Origin of the sequence: Calidithermus roseus (assembly GCF_003574095.1) — a bacterium.
Taxonomy (GTDB): Bacteria; Deinococcota; Deinococci; order Deinococcales; family Thermaceae; genus Calidithermus; species Calidithermus roseus.
In genome coordinates, this window is sequence record NZ_QWLA01000022.1 from 16498 (window position 1) to 31869 (window position 15372).

A 15372-nucleotide genomic window follows, 5' to 3' on the forward strand; every position below is an offset into this window, starting at 1 on the left:
AAAAACTCACCCCCCGATGCGGGGCAAGAAAGCCCGCAACAAGGCAAAGCCTTTGGGGTCGATGCGGTAGTACATCCACCTGCCACGCTTTTCTCCGATCACCAGCTTGGCCGAGATCAGACACTTCATGTGGTGGCTGACGGTGGGCTGGGAGAGCCCGGTGACGGCCTCGAGGTCGCAGGCGCAGATCCCGCCCTCGGGGCCGCAGCAAGGCCCGGTATCGTGGCTGGCCAGATAGGCCAGAATCTTGAGCCGAGCCGGGTCGCTGAGGGCCTTGAAGACCCAGGCCGCCGCCTCGAGGTTAGCTTCCGAGGTGGGGGCGGGCTCGAGTTCGATCACCGGGGGCACCGTGCTCACAGCCACAGCCTAAACAATACATTGATAAATGTCAATATGTTGGGCCATCCCGGTTGCCTAGCGATTCCGGCCTGAGGTTGGGGCTTTTGCGTGGGGTTTGTAGGGGTCATGGTCGATATCTTTGAGTACACTCGGAGATGGCGTGGGTAAGCGCAAGAACAAAAACTCCTTACACTCCCCTGACCCAAAAGCGAAAGACTCCGGGGCGATGAGGCCCAGGAACAAGGGGAACCTCGAGATCCGGGGGGTGCACATAAGCCAGGAGGCTTCCTGGCTCTCCTTCAACCGGCGGGTCTTGTTGCAGACCCTGCGCCCGGACTTTCCCTTGCTCGAGCGGCTGCGCTTCTTGGGCATCTGGGCTAGCAACACCGACGAATTTTTCGCCGCGCGCGTCTCGCGGGCCTTTCTCGAGGAGCGCGGTTCGCCGGGCTACCTGGCCCTCATGCAAGAAGCCCTCAGCCAGGCGCAGGAGGCCGGTCGTCTTTACCGCGAGTTCCTGCGTGAGCTCACCGGGCTGGGGATTTACGTGCTCGAGCCCATCCAGCTCACCAAGGCCGAACAGCAGTACTTCGGGGCTTACCTGGCCGAGGAGGTGGCCCCCCGCACCGACCTGATCCCCCCCGAAGCCATCGCCGACCTCTCGCCCAGGGCGCTCTACTTCGCCGCCGGAGACGGCCTGATGCACCACCTCATCCGCCTGCCCGACAGCCTGCCCCGCCTGCTGCCCATTCCCGGGCGCGAGGGCAGCTACGTGCGGCTGGGGGCGCTCATCCGCATGCGCTCCGACCTCTTCGTGCCCACCAAGAGCCAGCTTTTCGAGTTCCGCCTGATCCGGCTGGCCCAGCTCGAGCGCTCCCGCGCCGACTGGGACGAACTGCCCGAGGCGCTGGAGGCGAGGTTGGACGGCCGGGTGAGCCACCTCGAGCTCGAAGAAGACTTCCCCCAGTCGTGGGCCGAAACTATCCGGGTGGCCTTAGGTCTGGAACCGGAGGAGGTGTTCCGGCTCTCTCTGCCGCTGGATCTGCGCTTCGTGAGCACCGTGGTGGAGCGGGGCCCGGCCAGCGCCCGCTTCTCAGCCAGTAAAACCCTCAAGGCCAAGGGCTTTCTCAAGGATCCCTGGGGTTATCTGGAGCGGCGCGACCTGGTGCTCTACCACCCCTTCGAGGACTATGGCCAGGTCGAGGCGTTTGCTCTCGCCGCCGCCCAGGATCCCAAGGTGGAGGCCATTCGCGCCACCCTCTACCGCATCGGGCAGGACAACGGCATCGCCGAGGCCCTGATCCAGGCCGCCAGGGCCGGCAAGGACGTGGCGGTGCTGCTGGAGGGCCGGGCCCGCTTCGACGAACTGGCCAACCTCGAGTGGAGCCTGCGTTTCCAAGGCGCGGGGGTGCGGGTGCTGCCCTTGCCGACCAGAAAAGTCCACGCCAAGGCCCTCTACGTGCGGCGGAACGGGCAGAGTTACGTCCACCTGGGCACCGGCAACTACAACTCGCTCAACGGGCGCTTCTACACCGACCTATCCCTCTTCACCGCCGAACCCCGCATCAACCAGGACGTGGCCACGTTCTTTGAGGCCCTCGAGCACGACCATGTCCCCCGCCTCGCGGTTTTGCGCACCGCCGAGGGCATCCGCGACACCCTGCGCGAAGCCATCGAGGGCGAGGCCCACAAAAAGGGCGAGATCATCCTCAAGTGCAATCACCTCACCGATCCCCCCCTTTTGGCAGCCCTCGAGGAAGCCCTGCGCAAGGGGGCCAGGGTCCACCTGATCGTGCGCTCGACCCTCACCGCGCTGTGGCCGGAAGTTAAAGCCCGCAGTCTGGTGGGGCGCTACCTCGAGCACGCCCGCATCGCCGCCTTCAAAAACAAGGGCAAGTGGCGCGTCTGGGCGGGCAGCGCCGACCTCATGCCCCGCAACCTCGACCGCCGCTACGAGCTGTTCTTCCCCATCCAGAGCCACCGCGCCAAAAGCAAGGTGCTCGAGCTCCTGCAAGCCCAGCTCTGCGACGACCGCAACACCTTCCTCCTCGACCCCGAGGGCCAGGAGGCGCTGTGGGGGGGCAAGCACGACGGGCAGAAGTTGCCTTGAAGGATCTATCGACTATCGGCGAGTTCTTCAGTAGACGGAAGTCTTATGATTTGAGCCATGCAGCGTATCGGCATCGTGGATTTGGGTTCTAACACCAGTCGATTGGTGGTCTACCTTTTCGAACCCGGCAAGCATTTCCGGCTGATCGATGAGATTCGCGAATCGGTGCGGTTGGGGGAGGGGCTGGCTGGCAACAACCGCCTGAGCGAGGAGGGCATGGAGCGGGCCTTCTCGGCCCTCAAGCTCTACGCCGATTTTGCCGAGGCCACCGAACTCGAGGAGATGCGCGTCGTCGCCACCAGCGCTGCGCGCGACGCGGAGAACGGGCCCGAATTCCTGCGCCGGGCGCGCGAGCTGGGTCTCAACGTCCGCATCCTCTCGGGAGAGGACGAGGCCCGCTACGGGGTGATGGCTGTTGCCAACAGCTTCGCCCTCGAGGAGGCCTGGGTGATGGATCTGGGCGGGGGCAGCGCCCAGCTCTCGCGCATGAAGAAGCGCTGCTTCAGCTTCGGCCAGGCTTACCCGCTGGGGTCGGTGCGACTGACCGAGCTGTTTTTGAAGTCCGACCCGCCCAGGAAGGGGGAAGTCGAAGACCTCGAGCGCTTCGTGAAGAAGGAGATGCGCGAGGCGCTGAGGCTGGTGCGCGATGAGCCGCTGCCCCTGGTGGCGATGGGGGGCACGGTGCGCAACCTGGCCAAGATGGTGCAGAAACAGCAGGACTACCCGCTGGACCTGGTGCACGGCTACTGGCTCGAGCGCTCCGCTTTGGAGGAGTTGCTCGAACGCCTGCTGAAGATGCCCCTGTCCGAGCGGCGCGAGCTCGAGGGCCTGCAGAGCGACCGCGCCGACATCATCGTGGCCGGAGGGCTGGTCTACCGCACGGTGCTGCGCGAGGGCGGGCTCAGGGGGCTGTGGGTCTCGGGGCAGGGGGTGCGCGAAGGGGTGTTCTACGAGGAGTTTTCCCCCGCCCCCCACCTCCTGAGCGACGTGCGCGGCTTCAGCGTGCGCAACCTCTTCGCCCGCTACCCCCAGGACTTCGGGCACACCGCGCGGGTGCGCCACCTCTGCCGCCAGCTCTTCCGCGCCCTGGGGCCTCTGCACGGCTATGGCCCCGAGGAGGAACGCCTGCTCGACGAGGCAGCCCTGCTGCACGACATCGGCATGAGCGTGGCCTACTACGACCACCACAAGCACGGGGAGTACCTGGTCATGGGCGCGGCCATCCCTGGCATGACCCACCGCGAGCAGGCCTTGCTGGGCCTGCTGGTGCGCCACCACCGCAAGGGCGAGCCCAGGGTGGGCATCTACAAGAGCCTGCTCGAGGACGGCGATGCCCGCCGCCTGCTGCGCCTGACGGCCATTTTGCGCCTGGCGGAGTACCTCGAGCGCTCCCGCGCAGGCCGGGTGGGGGGGGTGGAGGTGGGGCTCGAGGGCCAGCGGGTGCGGCTGGGCCTACAGGCCGAAGAGGAACCCTGGGTCGAGATGGCCGAGGCTGGCAAGCAGGCCAAGCTCTTCAGGCAAGCGTTTGGGCGGGAGCTGGTGGTGGAGTGGGTGAGGTGAGGATGGAGGTCTTCCTGGTGCGCCACGCCATCGCCGCGAATGCCCTCCCTGGCCAGAGCGACGACGCCCGGCCCCTCACGCCGGAGGGGGTCGAACGCTTCAGGCTCATGGTCAGGGCCCTGAAAAAGCTGGGCGTCGGCTTCGATCGCCTCTACTTCAGCCCCAAGCTGCGGGCGGTGCAGACTGCCGAGTTGCTGAGGCCGCTGTTGCAGGGGGAGGCCGAGGTGACTCCTCATCTGGCTGAAGCCCCCTCGAGCGCGCTGCTCGAGCAGCTTCGGGGGGAGTCGGTGGCCCTGGTGGGGCATGAGCCCTGGATGGGCGAGCTGGTAGCCTGGCTGCTGACCGGAGAGCGGCTGGGCGAGCGCTTCCCCTTCAAGAAGGGCGGGGTGGCCCACCTCGAGGGCCGCCCCGAACCCGGTGGGATGCGCCTGCTGGCCTTTTTGCCCCCGGCCATCGGGAGAAAGCTGTGATCGACCCGCAGCCCTGGCTCACTCACTTGCGCGTTCACCTGCTCATCGCCCGCGAGGGTTCCGACCCCGAGGGAGTGCATCAGGTGCGGGTGGCCGGTCGGCGCTTGCGGGTGTGGCTCGAGCTGGCGGGCATGAGCTTACTCGAGGACGACCTGGCCTGGTTGGTGCAGGTAGCCGGCCAGGTGCGCGACCTCGAGGTTCTGCTGAGCGACGAGCAGCCCGAAGCCTTCGCTAAGTGGCTCCGAAAGGAACTCAAAGCCGCTCGAGCTACCTTCGTTCCCACGCTCGATTCCCCCCGGATGGCGGGGCTGCTGTGGGCCTTATCGAGCCTGCCTCCCATCCCCCTCTCCCAGGCCCAAGCCCGCCTCTCCCGCTTCGAACGCCGCCTCCGGCGCCGGGCCGCCACCTGGGCCCAGGAGGACACCCTCGAGGCCCTGCACGGCGTGCGCAGAGCCCTGCGCCGCCTGCGCTACGCCAGGGAGTGGTTGGGACACGACACCGACGACCTCAAGCGCCTCCAGGATGCCCTGGGCCAGGTCGGCGACCTGAGCTTCACCCTGACCTACCTCCAGCGTTTCGAGCAACAGGGGGGGAAGGTCGCCTCGAGCCACAGGCGGCGGCTCGAGGGCCGCCTGCAACAGGCTATCGAGCAGGCGAGGCAGAGTTGGCGGGAATGGACTGGGGATCTTTAGCCTTGGGTGCTCGACGTACAACCCCAGACATGCTTCTTGCTGACGATCCCCTCTCCGCTCACCAACTTTCCGTGAAGCGATAGAGCCTGCCCTCGAGGCTGGCGACGTAGAGCGAAGCGCGGTAGGGGAGTGGGGGGATCTGCACGGGGCCCAGGCCGCTGGCCTCGAAGATCAGCCTGCCGCTGCTGGCCTCGAGCGCCAACACCCGGCCCTCCTCGGTGGCGGCGAAGACGTGGCCCCCGGCCAGCGAGAGCCCCGCCGTGATCTTGCCCGCCGGGTAACTCCAGCACTCCTCGCCGCTGTGGAGATCCACAGCGATGAGCCTGCCGCCCCAGCTGCTGAGGTAGGCCCGCTGGTGGTCGAGGGCGGGCGGTCCCCAGATCTCGCCCTCGAGTTCGAAGCTCCACAGCACCTCGCGCCCCAGCGGATCGAAGGCGTGGACTTCTCCCGCCCAGGTGGGAATCAGCAGGATGCCCCTGGCGGCGGGGAGGCTGGCGTGGACCGGGCCGGTCTCGACCTTGTAGCGCAGGTGGCCGCTGAGGGGGTCGAGGGCGTAGAGCCAGCCGTCCTCGGCGGCGGCGAACAAGAGCCCGCGGTAGAGGGTGGGGGAGGCCGAGAGGTGGCCGCCGGCCTGGAAGGCCCAGATCAGGCTTCCCTTCTCGTCGATGCAGTGCAAAAAGCCGTCGCGTCCGGCCAGGTAGATGCGCCCGCCCAGGACCAGGGGGGCGGCGGTGATCTCGGCACGGGTGGGGAAGCTCCAGGCCAGGCGTCCGGACAGCTCGAGCGCGCTCAGCGTGCCGTCCCAGGCCCCGGCGTAGAGCCGCCCGTGGCCAAAGGCCGGGGGGGCGCTCACCTCGTCGGCGAGGGGGAAGCGCTGCACCCGGCCCTCGGCCAGGTCGAAGCGGGCCACTCCACGTCCGGACCCGACCCACAACCGGCCTTCCCAGGCCACCAGCTCGCCCGGCCAGGCCACCTCTCCTCCTAAGTCGTAGCTTCCGGCGATCTCGAGCCGCCCCGGCTCGGCGGGACCACCGGGATAGTGGCCACTACGGCTAAGACCGCCCCTGGGGGTGGCGCTGAGGTGTTCGCGGTACTCGCGCAGCACCTCGCCCAGGGTGTGGGCCGCGGCGGCGGCGGAGGGCCTGGGACCGGAGTCCTTGTGCAGCAGGCTCTGGGAGAGCCTCGAGACCGAAGGCGGCACGGCGGGGTTGACCTCGAGCAGCGGCCTGGGGTTTTCGTAGACGTGCTGGTACAGCACCGACTGGTCGTTCTCGCCCTCGAAGGGTGGCTTGCCGCCGAGGGTGCGGTAGAGCACGGCGCCGAAGCTGTAGAGGTCGGCCTTGGGGCTCAGCGGCAGCCCTTTGGCCTGTTCGGGGGCCATGTACTGCGGAGTGCCCAGGGTGTAGCCGGTGCGGGTGAGGTGGCGGCTCTCCTGGATTAAGTAGGCCAGGCCGAAGTCCATCACCTTGGGGTGGCCTTCGGCGGTGAGCAGGATGTTGCGGGGGGTCAGGTCGCGGTGGATCACCCCGCGCTCATGTAGGTGGGCGAGGGCCTCGAGCACCTTCTGTGCCGCCTCCAGCAGCCGCAGGCCCTCCAGCCCGTCCTCGAAGGGGCCCAGTTGATCGAAAGTGCCGCCCTGCACCAACTCCATCACGAAGAAGGTGCGGCCCTCCTCCTGCCCCAGGTCGTAGACCTGGACCACGCCGGGATGCGAGAGCTTGGAGAGAGCCCTGGCTTCCTGAAAAAAGCGCTGGCGCTCGGCAGGATGCACGTAGGCGTGCAGCATCTTCACCGCTACCTGCCGCCCCACGCGCTCATCGGTAGCCCGCCACACCTCGGCCATGCCTCCCTCGCCCAGGGGAGCCTCGAGCCTGTAGCGACCCGCCAGCTTCACAGGGGCAATATATCCCATGCGGGAGGGCGTAGTTGAGAGATGGCTCGTAGCTTGCAGCCCGTGCTCAAAACCCAACCACAAGGCCACAAGCTATGAGCTGTCTTTTCGCGTTTCGCGTTTAGAGTCTTGCGTACGACGTAGGACGTAGGACGTACGATCATCGATCACCGGCCCCCTCAGCGGCGCTTGGAACCTACGCAGGCGCAGGGCGTTGGAGAGCACGAACACCGAGGACAGGCCCATGGCCGCGCCCGCCAGCACCGGCGAGAGCAGCCAGCCGGTGAGGGGGTAGAGCACGCCCGCGGCCACCGGGATCAGCACGATGTTGTAGGCGAAAGCCCAGAACAGGTTGAGCTTGATGTTGCGCAACGTCGAGCGTGAGAGCGCGATGGCATTGGGCACTCCGCGCAGGTCGCCCGACATCAGGATCACGTCGGCGGTCTCGATGGCTACGTCGGTGCCGGTGCCGATGGCGAGGCCCACGTCGGCCTGAGCCAGCGCAGGGGCGTCGTTGATGCCGTCGCCCACGAAGGCGACGCGGTAGCCCTTGTCCTGGAGTTGCTTCACCGCATCGGCCTTGCCATCGGGCAGGACTTCGGCCAGCACCTCGTCGATGCCCAGTTGCCGGGCGATAGCCTGTGCGGTGCGGGCGTTGTCGCCGGTGATCATCGCCACCTTGAAGCCCTGGCGGTGCAGCGCGGCGATGGCCTCGGGGGTTCCTTCCTTGATGGGGTCGGAAACCGCGACGATGGCCGCCAACTTCCCGTTGATCGCGGCGTAGAGCGGGGTCTTGCCCTCATCGGCCAGGCGCTGGGCCTCAGCAGCGAAGGGGCTCACGTCGAGGCCCAGCCGCGCCATGTAGCGGTCGGCCCCCACCTCCACGCGGTAAATCCCGACCTGAGCGCTCACCCCGAAGCCGGGGAGGGCCTCGAAGCCCTGAGGCTCCACGAGTTCGAGCCCCCTGGCCTCGGCTGCCCTCACGATCGCGCGGGCGATGGGGTGCTCGGATTTCTGCTCGAGGGAGGCAATCAGGCGGAGCACTTCGGCCTCCTCGAAACCCTCCTCGGTCCGCAAATCGGTGAGCTCCGGCTTGCCCTTGGTGAGAGTGCCGGTCTTGTCGAGGGCGATCACCTGGGCTTGTTGCAGGGTTTGCAGGGCCTCGCCCTTGCGGAAGAGCACCCCCATCTCGGCGGCCTTGCCGCTACCTACCATGATGCTCACCGGAGTGGCCAGGCCCATCGCGCAGGGACAGGCGATGATCAGCACCGCCACGGTGTTGACCAGGGCCAGGGTGAGGGCGTTTTCCCCGCCGAGGAGCAGCCAGGTGAGGGCGGTGAGCAGGGCGATCCCCAGCACGATGGGGGTGAACACCGCCACCACCCGGTCGGCCAGGTTCTGGATGGGCGGCTTGGAGCTCTGGGCACTCTCGACCAGCTTGATGATCTGCGCGAGCACGGTATCCGCGCCCACAGCGGTGGCCCGGAAGGTGAAGGCCCCGGTCTGGTTGACGGTCCCCCCAATGACCTTGACCCCCTCGGATTTGAGCACGGGGATGGGTTCGCCGGTGATCATGGACTCATCGACGTAGCTCTGGCCCGAGAGCACCACCCCGTCCACCGGCACTCGCTCGCCGGGCCTCACCGAGATGACGTCACCCGGCAGCACCTCGTCGACGGGGATTTCCCGCTCGCCTATGCCCTCGATGATCCTCGCCGTCTTGGCCTGCAAGGAGAGCAGCCGCTTCATGGCCTCGGAGGTGCGGCCCTTGGCCAGGGCCTCGAGGTACTTACCCAGGAGGATCAGCGTGATCACCACCCCCGCCGCCTCGAAGTAGGCGTGGCGGGCCTGAGGGGGGAAGACGCTGGGGAAGAGGACCACGCCCAGGCTGTAGAAGTAGGCCGCGCTGGTGCCGATCATCACCAGGCTGTTCATGTCGGGCGAAAGAGAGCGCAGGCTCTTCCAACCGTGGCGGTAGAAGCGCAGGCCGGGGCCGAACTGCACGGGGGTCGCCAGGGCCAGCATCACCCAGTTCAACGTGCTCATGACGCCATGCCCGAAGGTGGCCATCAGCCACTCCTCGACCGCCGGAAACAGCATGGGCAGCATGGCGGTGAGGAGCAGGGGGAGAGCGAATACCGCCGAGATGAGCACCGAGCGGCGCAGGCTGGCGATCTCCCGGGCGCGGGCTTCGCGCTCGAGGTCGGCGCGGTCTTGACCCACCCCCGCCTCGAGCACGCCGTAGCCTGCGTCGCGGATAGCCCGCTTGAACTGGGCCAGGCCCGTGCTGGCTGGAAGGAACTTGACCCTAGCCCGTTCGGTGGCGAGGTTGACGCTGGCCTCGAGCACCCCGTCGAGCTTCTTCAAGGCCCGCTCCACCCGCCCCACGCAGGCCGCGCAAGTCATGCCCGTGACGCCGAATTCAACCTCGGCTACCACGGGGGTGTAGCCTACCTCCCTGACCTTCTCCACGAGGGCCTCCGGGGTAGTCTTCTCGGGGTCGTAGACGACGCTGGCGCTCTCGGTAGCCAGGTTGACCGAGGCCGATTCGACCCCTTCGACCTTCTTCAGCCCGCGCTCCACCCGATTGACACAGGCCGCGCAGGTCATGCCCTCGACACCGATGTGCAGCTCTTTGGTCATTCGCTCCACCACATCCAAACCGAGCGTTTAGCGGTACTTCAGCACTTCCATCAACTCCGCTACGAGCTTGTCGGCATCGCCCCGCTGGGCCGCGCTGGCGACGTGGTGCTCGAGGTGGCTCTTCAAGACCAGGTCGCCCACCTTGTCCAAAGCACCCTGCACGGCCTTGATCTGCTTGAGCACGTCCACGCAGTAGGGCTCGCCCTCGAGCATCTTCAAAATGCCCTCCAGGTGCCCCTTGGCTGAGAGCAGCCGGTTGCGGGCGTCTTCGCGCGCCCTGGGCTCGAGGTGCAGGGTGTGTTCGGTGATAGGGTTCACATTCGCCCCCTGGGCATCGGCCCGGCTCACTGCCGGACCGACGCGCCGTAGCCTTCTTCCTGCACTGCGGCGATGAGCGCTTCCACGGGAGCACTGCCCTCGACGATGGCCTTTCCCTCCTGGAGGAAAACCTCCACCTTCTCCACGCCCTGCACGCTCTTGAGGGCTTCCTCGACGCTCATCTTGCAGTGGCCGCAGCTCATGCCTTCAACCTTGAGTTCGGTGGTCATCCTTTGCCTCCATTCCCTCCTGGGGAGGGGTACAGCCCTAGCTTAGGCTCCCTGCCGGATGAAGTCAACCCCACCCTAGGAGGGGTGGGGTCAAGTCACGGTACTTCGTCCTCAAAGGGATTTCAGCCACTCCCGATACTGCTCAATCTCCCTGGCCTGCACGTCGATCACGCCCTGGGCGAAGCGCTTGAGTTCCGCCCTGGCAGCCTTTCTCAGGGCCAGCTCGGACATGTCGATGGCGTCTTGGTGATGGGGGATCATACCCTCGAGGAAGGCCCGGTCTGGGCTTTGGCCTTTCATGCCCGTCATGGCAGTGTTCATCATGGTCTTCATGTCGTCGCGCATCATGCCCATGTACAGCTTGGAGGGAGCCACCCCGTACCAGCCCCTGAGCCAGGTGGTGAGCTGGGCGACTTCCCGGTTCTGCACGGCGATGATGTCCTGGGCAGCTCTGCGGACACGCGCATCCTTCGACACCTCGAGGATGGCCTGGGCCATCTCCACCGCACCCTTGTGGTGCTCGATCATCATCGACATGTAGGCGATGTCGAAGTCCTTACCCGAGAGCTTCTCGAGCGCGCCCATGCTCTTCATGGGCATCCCGCTGTGCTGCGCGTAGTCGGTTTGAGCCAGGGCCAGCCCCAGCGCGAGTGTAAGTGCCACGATTCTTTGCATCATCTCTCCTACCTCCATGCAAGATGGTGGGGGGCTTGTGTTAAGCCCGTATAAAGCGTCGCCGGGAACCCATACCCAGCAGCAGGGCGTTCGCAGTAGTCCGGACCATGCAAAAGGTCAACCCCCCGCCGGCTTTTCCTGCTGGCGGGGAAGGCAAAGGTGGGCTTAGGGCTTCAGGGCTTCGGCAATCGCGGTAAGTAACTCTTCCTTGCGCTCGTAGGAAGGCCGCAGAAAGACCAGCGTGGCGTTTGTCCAGTCTTGCACGGCGGCGATTTCGGTTTCGTCGGGTAGCTTGAGGTGTGGGTAGGCCCCATACTCCACGTACATGCCAAAGTGCTCGGCCACGGCCTCCAGAGCCAGCACGGTATCCCAGTCAAAACGGATCACGAAAGGCATCAGGAAGGCGGGCTTTCCGCAGCTTCCGCCCAGCCCCACCATGGGGAAACCCGCGATGCTCGGGGTCTGGTATTTGCGCCGGCAGCGCTCGAGAAAGGCCTCACGGTCGCGCACGAGGTCCTTGCTGGCCTTGAGGCTGGCGACGTACTGGCCCAGCGAAGGTTCGGTGGCTTCCACGGTTTCTCCTCGAGAGACAATCCTAACCCCTCCCGACCGCGGAACATATCCCCGGCTCGGTATGCACGTTTGCTACTCTCCCAGGAAAATCCCGTGCCAGGTGTGTATCCAGACCTCACCGGTATAGGCGCTCACCGAGAGCATGCCCTCGATCTCCTTGCGGCCAAAGTCAAAGGTGTAGTAACCGCCGAATGCCTGGCCCTCCATGACCCTGGCCCCCGGCAGGTAGCCCTTGAGGAACTGCTCGGCCAGCTTCTGCGCCGCAGCCTTGTCGTAGCGTGCAGCGGCTGGAGGCTGGCCCTGCATCATGCCACCCCCACCCATCATGCCGTAGCCCATGCCCAAGCGGGTGTTCCACATCATGTTGGGGCCGGGCTCGAGGTAGATGTTGCCAGTGTAGCGGTCGGCCAGGATCTCCACCAGGCCGTTGCCCCTGGCATCGACCACCTGGGCGTAGTAGTTCTCGCTGAAGCTCATGAAGTCTTTGAGCCTGGCTTCGGGGCTAAAGCGTTTGGCGAAGGCCTCGAGCCGGGCCCTGGCTTCGGCTGGGGAGATGGGCTGGGCCTGGGCGGGGTAGACGCTCATCATGCCCATTCCCATCCCCCCGCCCATCATCATTCCAGGGCCGTACCCATATCCGTAGCCCTGCATCATGCCCCCATAGCCTGGATTGCCCCACATGCCCTGGGTAAGGGCCACCCCCACCACGGCCAGGCCTGTGATGCCCAACCACAGCAGTCCGCGTTTCACGGCATACCTCCTTTTACTCCTCCAGGTCGCGCTTCATCCGCTCGAAGCTCTCCTTGTCGAGCTCCCCCCTGGCGTAGCGCTCCCGCAGGATGTCCAGCGCGCGGTCCCGCCCCTCGCTCGAGGGCGGGCGGGAGAGCGCCCGCACCAGCAAGTAGACCAGTAGCACCAAGACAATCAGCTCGAGCAGCATCCCGAGCCAACCCCAGCCGCCCATCATTCCGTAACCGTAAGGCCACCAACCCATCATCTCGACCTCCAGCTATATCCTAGGGCGGTATTGTTAAGCTGGCGTAAAACCTCGCTGGGATGTGACGGGAAGGTGGTTATTTGAGGTGGCGATCGAAGAAGGCCACCGATTTGCCCATGGCGGTGGCGAAGCTCTGGCTGAGGTTGTGGTTGTTGCCGGGGTAGAGGTAGAGCTCGTGGGTTTGCCCGGCTGCCTTGAGCTGGGCCGAAAGCCGCTGGGAAAAGCTCACCGGGACCACGCTGTCGGCCAGCCCGTGGTGGATCTGGATGGGCGAGACTCCCTGGCTTAGGTAGCTGTTGGCCGAGATGGCGTTCCAGAAAGCCGGGTTGCTCTCGGGGGTGCCGTGCTGGCGGATGAACTCCTCGCGCCGGCGGCGGGCTTGCGAGGGGATGGCACCCGGGCGGCTGGGCCGCCGCCAACCGCCTAGGATGTCGCTGTAGGGAGCCACTACTCCGGCCCAGATCACCCCGGCCCGGATGCGCCGGTCGATCACCATAGCCCGCAGGGTCAGGTAGCCCCCCATCGAGTGCCCCCACATGCCTATGCGTTCGGGGTTGACTTCCCCAAATCGGCGCAGCGAGGCATAGGCGTTGAGCACGTCGATGGTGTAATCCGGCGACCAGTAGGCCCCGCTGGGCTCGCCCTCGGAGTTGCCGTGGCCGCGCAGATCGGTCTTGAACACCACGTAGCCCTGCCGGGCGAAGCCGTCGACGTAGGCCACATAGCGCTCGGTGGTGCGGTACTGCTCGGGTGGGATGTAACCGTGCACGAAGACTATGCCCGGCCAGCCTCCTTGGGGCTTCTTCCCGGTGGGGACGGTGAGCAACCCGTAAATCTTGAGCCCCTCCGAGCGGTAAGAGGCGATGTAGCGCTGATAGTTGGAGCCGGGGGCCAGGCGCTGCTCGAGGACGATGGCAGAGCCGGGGTAGCTGCCCCGCCGCATGGCCTCGATGGACATGGGGTGCTCGAGGGGACTGGCTTGGGCCAGGGCTGTGCTGAGAGCCAGAGCGGCCATCGCCGGAAGGAACCGATTGAGGTTCATGGACCAAAATTAAACTCAGAAGGCAGCCTCGAGTAGAAGCCGCCTTACCAAGGCGAAGCGGGAAGGGTGAACCAGAAGGTGCTGCCCTTGCCTACTTCGCTCTGCAGGCCCATCTCCCCGCCCATGGCCTCGACTAGGCCCCGCGCGACCGTGAGGCCCACCCCGCTCCCGCCGTCCTGGCGGCTGCGGGCCGAATCCAGCCGGTAAAAGCGCTCGAAGACCCGTGCCTGCTGTTCGGGGGGAATGCCGCAGCCCGTATCCCGAACACCAAAACGCACCATTCCCCTCACGGGCTCGGCGCTCAACGTCACCTTCCCCCCACGGGGGGTATGGCGCAGGGCGTTGGAGAGCAGGTTGGACAACACCTGCTGGAGGCGCTCGGGGTCGGCCCAGACGGGGGGCGATTGTGGGGGGAGTTCTAGCTCCAGGGCCACCCCCTGTTCGCTGAAGGCCAGCGCGAAGCGTTCGGCGGCCTGGGTCAGGGCGTCTTTGGGGTTGAGGGTTTGCGGGTAGATCTCCACCGCGCCCGCCTCGACCCTCGAGACCAGTGACAGGTCCTCGACCAGGCGGCGCATGGCCCGGACCTCGTGGGCGATGCGCTGGGCGACCTGCTCGGGTGGCAGGACCCCATCGGCCAGGGCTTCGGCATAACCCTGCAGGCCGGCGAGTGGAGTGCGCAACTCGTGAGCCACGGAGCTGATGAGTTCGATTCGTCCTTGTTCGACCTTCTCCAGCGCCTCGGCCATGCGGTTGAAGTCCTGGGCCAGCGAAGCCAGCTCGTCGTTCCCCTGAACCTTCAGGCGGTTGCGGTAATGCCCCTGGGCGATGTTCCGGCTGCCGTGGGCCAGCAGCCGCACACTCTGGCTCACCCGCCTCGAGACCACCCAGGCCGTGCCCGCCGCCAGCAACCCGGCCAGCGGGAGCGAGGCCAGCCAGGCGGTGGTGAGGGTTGAGCGCAGGCCGCGCTCGAGGTCGGCGTGAAGGTCGTGGCCTTGCGGCCCGATGGCCGCCACCATCCGCTCGATGTGGCGCTGGTAGAAGCGCGGAGCCAGCCACTCGGCGAAGCCCAGCAGGGCCACCAGCGCTACCAGCGCCGCCAGCAGGTGGGTCAGGAACAGCCGCGTGAACATCACTCCTCCCGGAAGCGGTACCCTACCCCGCGCACGGTCTCGATGTAGCGGGGGTTGTCGCCGTCCTCACCCAGCTTCTTGCGCAGGCCTGCGATGTGCACGTCCACCACGCGGTCTACCCCAGGGAAACCCCCGCCCCAGACGCGCTCCAGCAAGCGGTCCCGGCTCCACACTAGGCCGGGATGCTGGGCCAGGGTGAGCAGGAGGTCGAACTCCAGCCGCGACAGGGGCAGGACTTCGCCACCCAGCCGGGCGATGCGCTCGGCGGGCCTCAGGGCCAGGTCGCCAAACACCAGCTCGTCCTTCAGCCCGCCGCGGCGCAGCAGGGCCCGCACCCGCGCCACCACCTCGCGGGGGCTGAAGGGCTTGACCACGTAGTCGTCGGCCCCGCTGTCGAGGCCCTGGATGCGCTCTTCCTCCTCGCCCTTGGCCGTGAGCATGAGGATGGGCATGTCCGGGTAGTTGCGGCGCACCTCCCGGGCTACCTCGAGCCCTCCGACCCTGGGCAGCATCAGGTCGAGGATGAGCACGTCGGCACTGCCGAGGCGGGCCAGCGCCTCGGCGCCGTCGCGCGCCTCGAGGACCTCGTGCCCCTCCTGGCGCAGGTAGGCCCCTAGCACCTCGTGGATGGAAGGGTCGTCGTCAACGAGCAGCACCCGAGCCATGTTCTCCCTCAGCTTACCCGTGGCTCTGCCCTGCTTCAGC

General features: G+C 66.6%; 16 protein-coding genes. 4 read left to right on the forward strand and 12 right to left on the reverse strand.

Translation table 11 applies throughout. The annotated features are described in order from the left end of the window. Window positions 1-6 precede the first annotated feature (6 nt). Window positions 7-357 (reverse strand): ArsR/SmtB family transcription factor, encoded by a 351-nt coding sequence (locus Mrose_RS07230; RefSeq protein ID WP_245969669.1) that lies wholly within the window; start codon window positions 355-357, stop codon window positions 7-9. 208 nt (window positions 358-565) lie between these two features. On the opposite strand from Mrose_RS07230, the gene Mrose_RS07235 reads away from it, so the two are divergent. From Mrose_RS07235 to Mrose_RS07250, 4 genes are read left to right on the forward strand one after another with little or no spacing between them, the layout of a single operon-like run. Beyond that, complete coding sequence (locus tag Mrose_RS07235; protein WP_182482715.1) at window positions 566-2446, forward strand: polyphosphate kinase; 1881 nt, start codon at window positions 566-568, stop codon at window positions 2444-2446. A 57-nt stretch (window positions 2447-2503) separates the two neighbouring features. After that, window positions 2504-4006, forward strand: a complete 1503-nt coding sequence (locus tag Mrose_RS07240) for a Ppx/GppA phosphatase family protein (protein WP_119276907.1) — start codon at window positions 2504-2506, stop codon at window positions 4004-4006. A 2-nt stretch (window positions 4007-4008) separates the two neighbouring features. Then, a complete protein-coding gene (gene sixA / locus Mrose_RS07245) occupies window positions 4009-4476 on the forward strand; it encodes a phosphohistidine phosphatase SixA (protein ID WP_119276908.1) in 468 nt (155 codons plus the stop codon). Continuing rightward, a complete protein-coding gene (locus Mrose_RS07250) occupies window positions 4473-5168 on the forward strand; it encodes a CHAD domain-containing protein (RefSeq protein ID WP_119276910.1) in 696 nt (231 codons plus the stop codon). The genes sixA and Mrose_RS07250 overlap by 4 nt, the downstream gene beginning before the upstream one ends. A 58-nt stretch (window positions 5169-5226) precedes the next feature. Here Mrose_RS07250 and Mrose_RS07255 read toward each other — a convergent pair whose 3' ends face one another. From Mrose_RS07255 to Mrose_RS07305, 11 genes are all read right to left on the reverse strand, one after another. Then, window positions 5227-7080: a serine/threonine-protein kinase gene (locus Mrose_RS07255; protein WP_245969671.1), complete on the reverse strand. Its 1854-nt coding sequence runs from the start codon at window positions 7078-7080 to the stop codon at window positions 5227-5229. Between the two features lie 72 nt (window positions 7081-7152). After that, on the reverse strand, window positions 7153-9702 hold the full coding sequence (locus Mrose_RS07260; protein ID WP_182482716.1) for a heavy metal translocating P-type ATPase: 2550 nt from the start codon (window positions 9700-9702) through the stop codon (window positions 7153-7155). A gap of 27 nt (window positions 9703-9729) precedes the next feature. After that, window positions 9730-10020: a metal-sensitive transcriptional regulator gene (locus tag Mrose_RS07265; RefSeq protein WP_119276953.1), complete on the reverse strand. Its 291-nt coding sequence runs from the start codon at window positions 10018-10020 to the stop codon at window positions 9730-9732. Window positions 10021-10046: 26 nt separating this feature from the next. Beyond that, window positions 10047-10250, reverse strand: coding sequence for a CopZ family metallochaperone (locus Mrose_RS07270; protein ID WP_119276914.1), 204 nt, complete (start codon window positions 10248-10250; stop codon window positions 10047-10049). 111 nt (window positions 10251-10361) lie between these two features. Next, window positions 10362-10928, reverse strand: a complete 567-nt coding sequence (locus Mrose_RS07275) for a DUF305 domain-containing protein (protein WP_245969673.1) — start codon at window positions 10926-10928, stop codon at window positions 10362-10364. Window positions 10929-11090: 162 nt separating this feature from the next. Further along, window positions 11091-11498 carry a hypothetical protein gene (locus tag Mrose_RS07280; protein ID WP_119276916.1) on the reverse strand — a complete coding sequence of 136 codons (408 nt, stop codon included), beginning with the start codon at window positions 11496-11498 and terminating at the stop codon, window positions 11091-11093. Between the two features lie 72 nt (window positions 11499-11570). Then, a complete protein-coding gene (locus Mrose_RS07285; RefSeq protein ID WP_119276918.1) occupies window positions 11571-12248 on the reverse strand; it encodes a peptidase M4 in 678 nt (225 codons plus the stop codon). A 13-nt stretch (window positions 12249-12261) separates the two neighbouring features. Beyond that, window positions 12262-12495 carry an SHOCT domain-containing protein gene (locus Mrose_RS07290; RefSeq protein ID WP_119276919.1) on the reverse strand — a complete coding sequence of 78 codons (234 nt, stop codon included), beginning with the start codon at window positions 12493-12495 and terminating at the stop codon, window positions 12262-12264. 76 nt (window positions 12496-12571) lie between these two features. Then, window positions 12572-13537: an alpha/beta hydrolase family protein gene (locus tag Mrose_RS07295; RefSeq protein ID WP_119276921.1), complete on the reverse strand. Its 966-nt coding sequence runs from the start codon at window positions 13535-13537 to the stop codon at window positions 12572-12574. Between the two features lie 44 nt (window positions 13538-13581). Next, window positions 13582-14667, reverse strand: coding sequence for a sensor histidine kinase (locus Mrose_RS07300; RefSeq protein WP_119276922.1), 1086 nt, complete (start codon window positions 14665-14667; stop codon window positions 13582-13584). Beyond that, the gene (locus tag Mrose_RS07305) at window positions 14667-15332 is read right to left on the reverse strand and encodes a response regulator transcription factor (protein WP_119276924.1); all 666 of its coding nucleotides are present in this window, start codon (window positions 15330-15332) and stop codon (window positions 14667-14669) included. Before Mrose_RS07305 ends, Mrose_RS07300 begins: the two co-directional genes overlap by 1 nt. Window positions 15333-15372: the final 40 nt, after the last annotated feature.

Excerpts from the sequence above, each read along its gene's own strand:
- Mrose_RS07305 (WP_119276924.1), bottom strand. The coding sequence starts at position 15,332 with ATGGCTCGGGTGCTGCTCGTTGACGACGACCCTTCCATCCACGAGGTG.
- Mrose_RS07240 (WP_119276907.1), top strand. The coding sequence starts at position 2,504 with ATGCAGCGTATCGGCATCGTGGATTTGGGTTCTAACACCAGTCGATTG.
- Mrose_RS07295 (WP_119276921.1), bottom strand. The coding sequence starts at position 13,537 with ATGAACCTCAATCGGTTCCTTCCGGCGATGGCCGCTCTGGCTCTCAGC.
- Mrose_RS07290 (WP_119276919.1), bottom strand. The coding sequence starts at position 12,495 with ATGATGGGTTGGTGGCCTTACGGTTACGGAATGATGGGCGGCTGGGGT.
- Mrose_RS07275 (WP_245969673.1), bottom strand. The coding sequence starts at position 10,928 with ATGATGCAAAGAATCGTGGCACTTACACTCGCGCTGGGGCTGGCCCTG.
- Mrose_RS07255 (WP_245969671.1), bottom strand. The coding sequence starts at position 7,080 with ATGGGATATATTGCCCCTGTGAAGCTGGCGGGTCGCTACAGGCTCGAG.
- sixA (WP_119276908.1), top strand. The coding sequence starts at position 4,009 with ATGGAGGTCTTCCTGGTGCGCCACGCCATCGCCGCGAATGCCCTCCCT.
- Mrose_RS07270 (WP_119276914.1), bottom strand. The coding sequence starts at position 10,250 with ATGACCACCGAACTCAAGGTTGAAGGCATGAGCTGCGGCCACTGCAAG.
- Mrose_RS07235 (WP_182482715.1), top strand. The coding sequence starts at position 566 with ATGAGGCCCAGGAACAAGGGGAACCTCGAGATCCGGGGGGTGCACATA.
- Mrose_RS07260 (WP_182482716.1), bottom strand. The coding sequence starts at position 9,702 with ATGACCAAAGAGCTGCACATCGGTGTCGAGGGCATGACCTGCGCGGCC.
- Mrose_RS07300 (WP_119276922.1), bottom strand. The coding sequence starts at position 14,667 with ATGTTCACGCGGCTGTTCCTGACCCACCTGCTGGCGGCGCTGGTAGCG.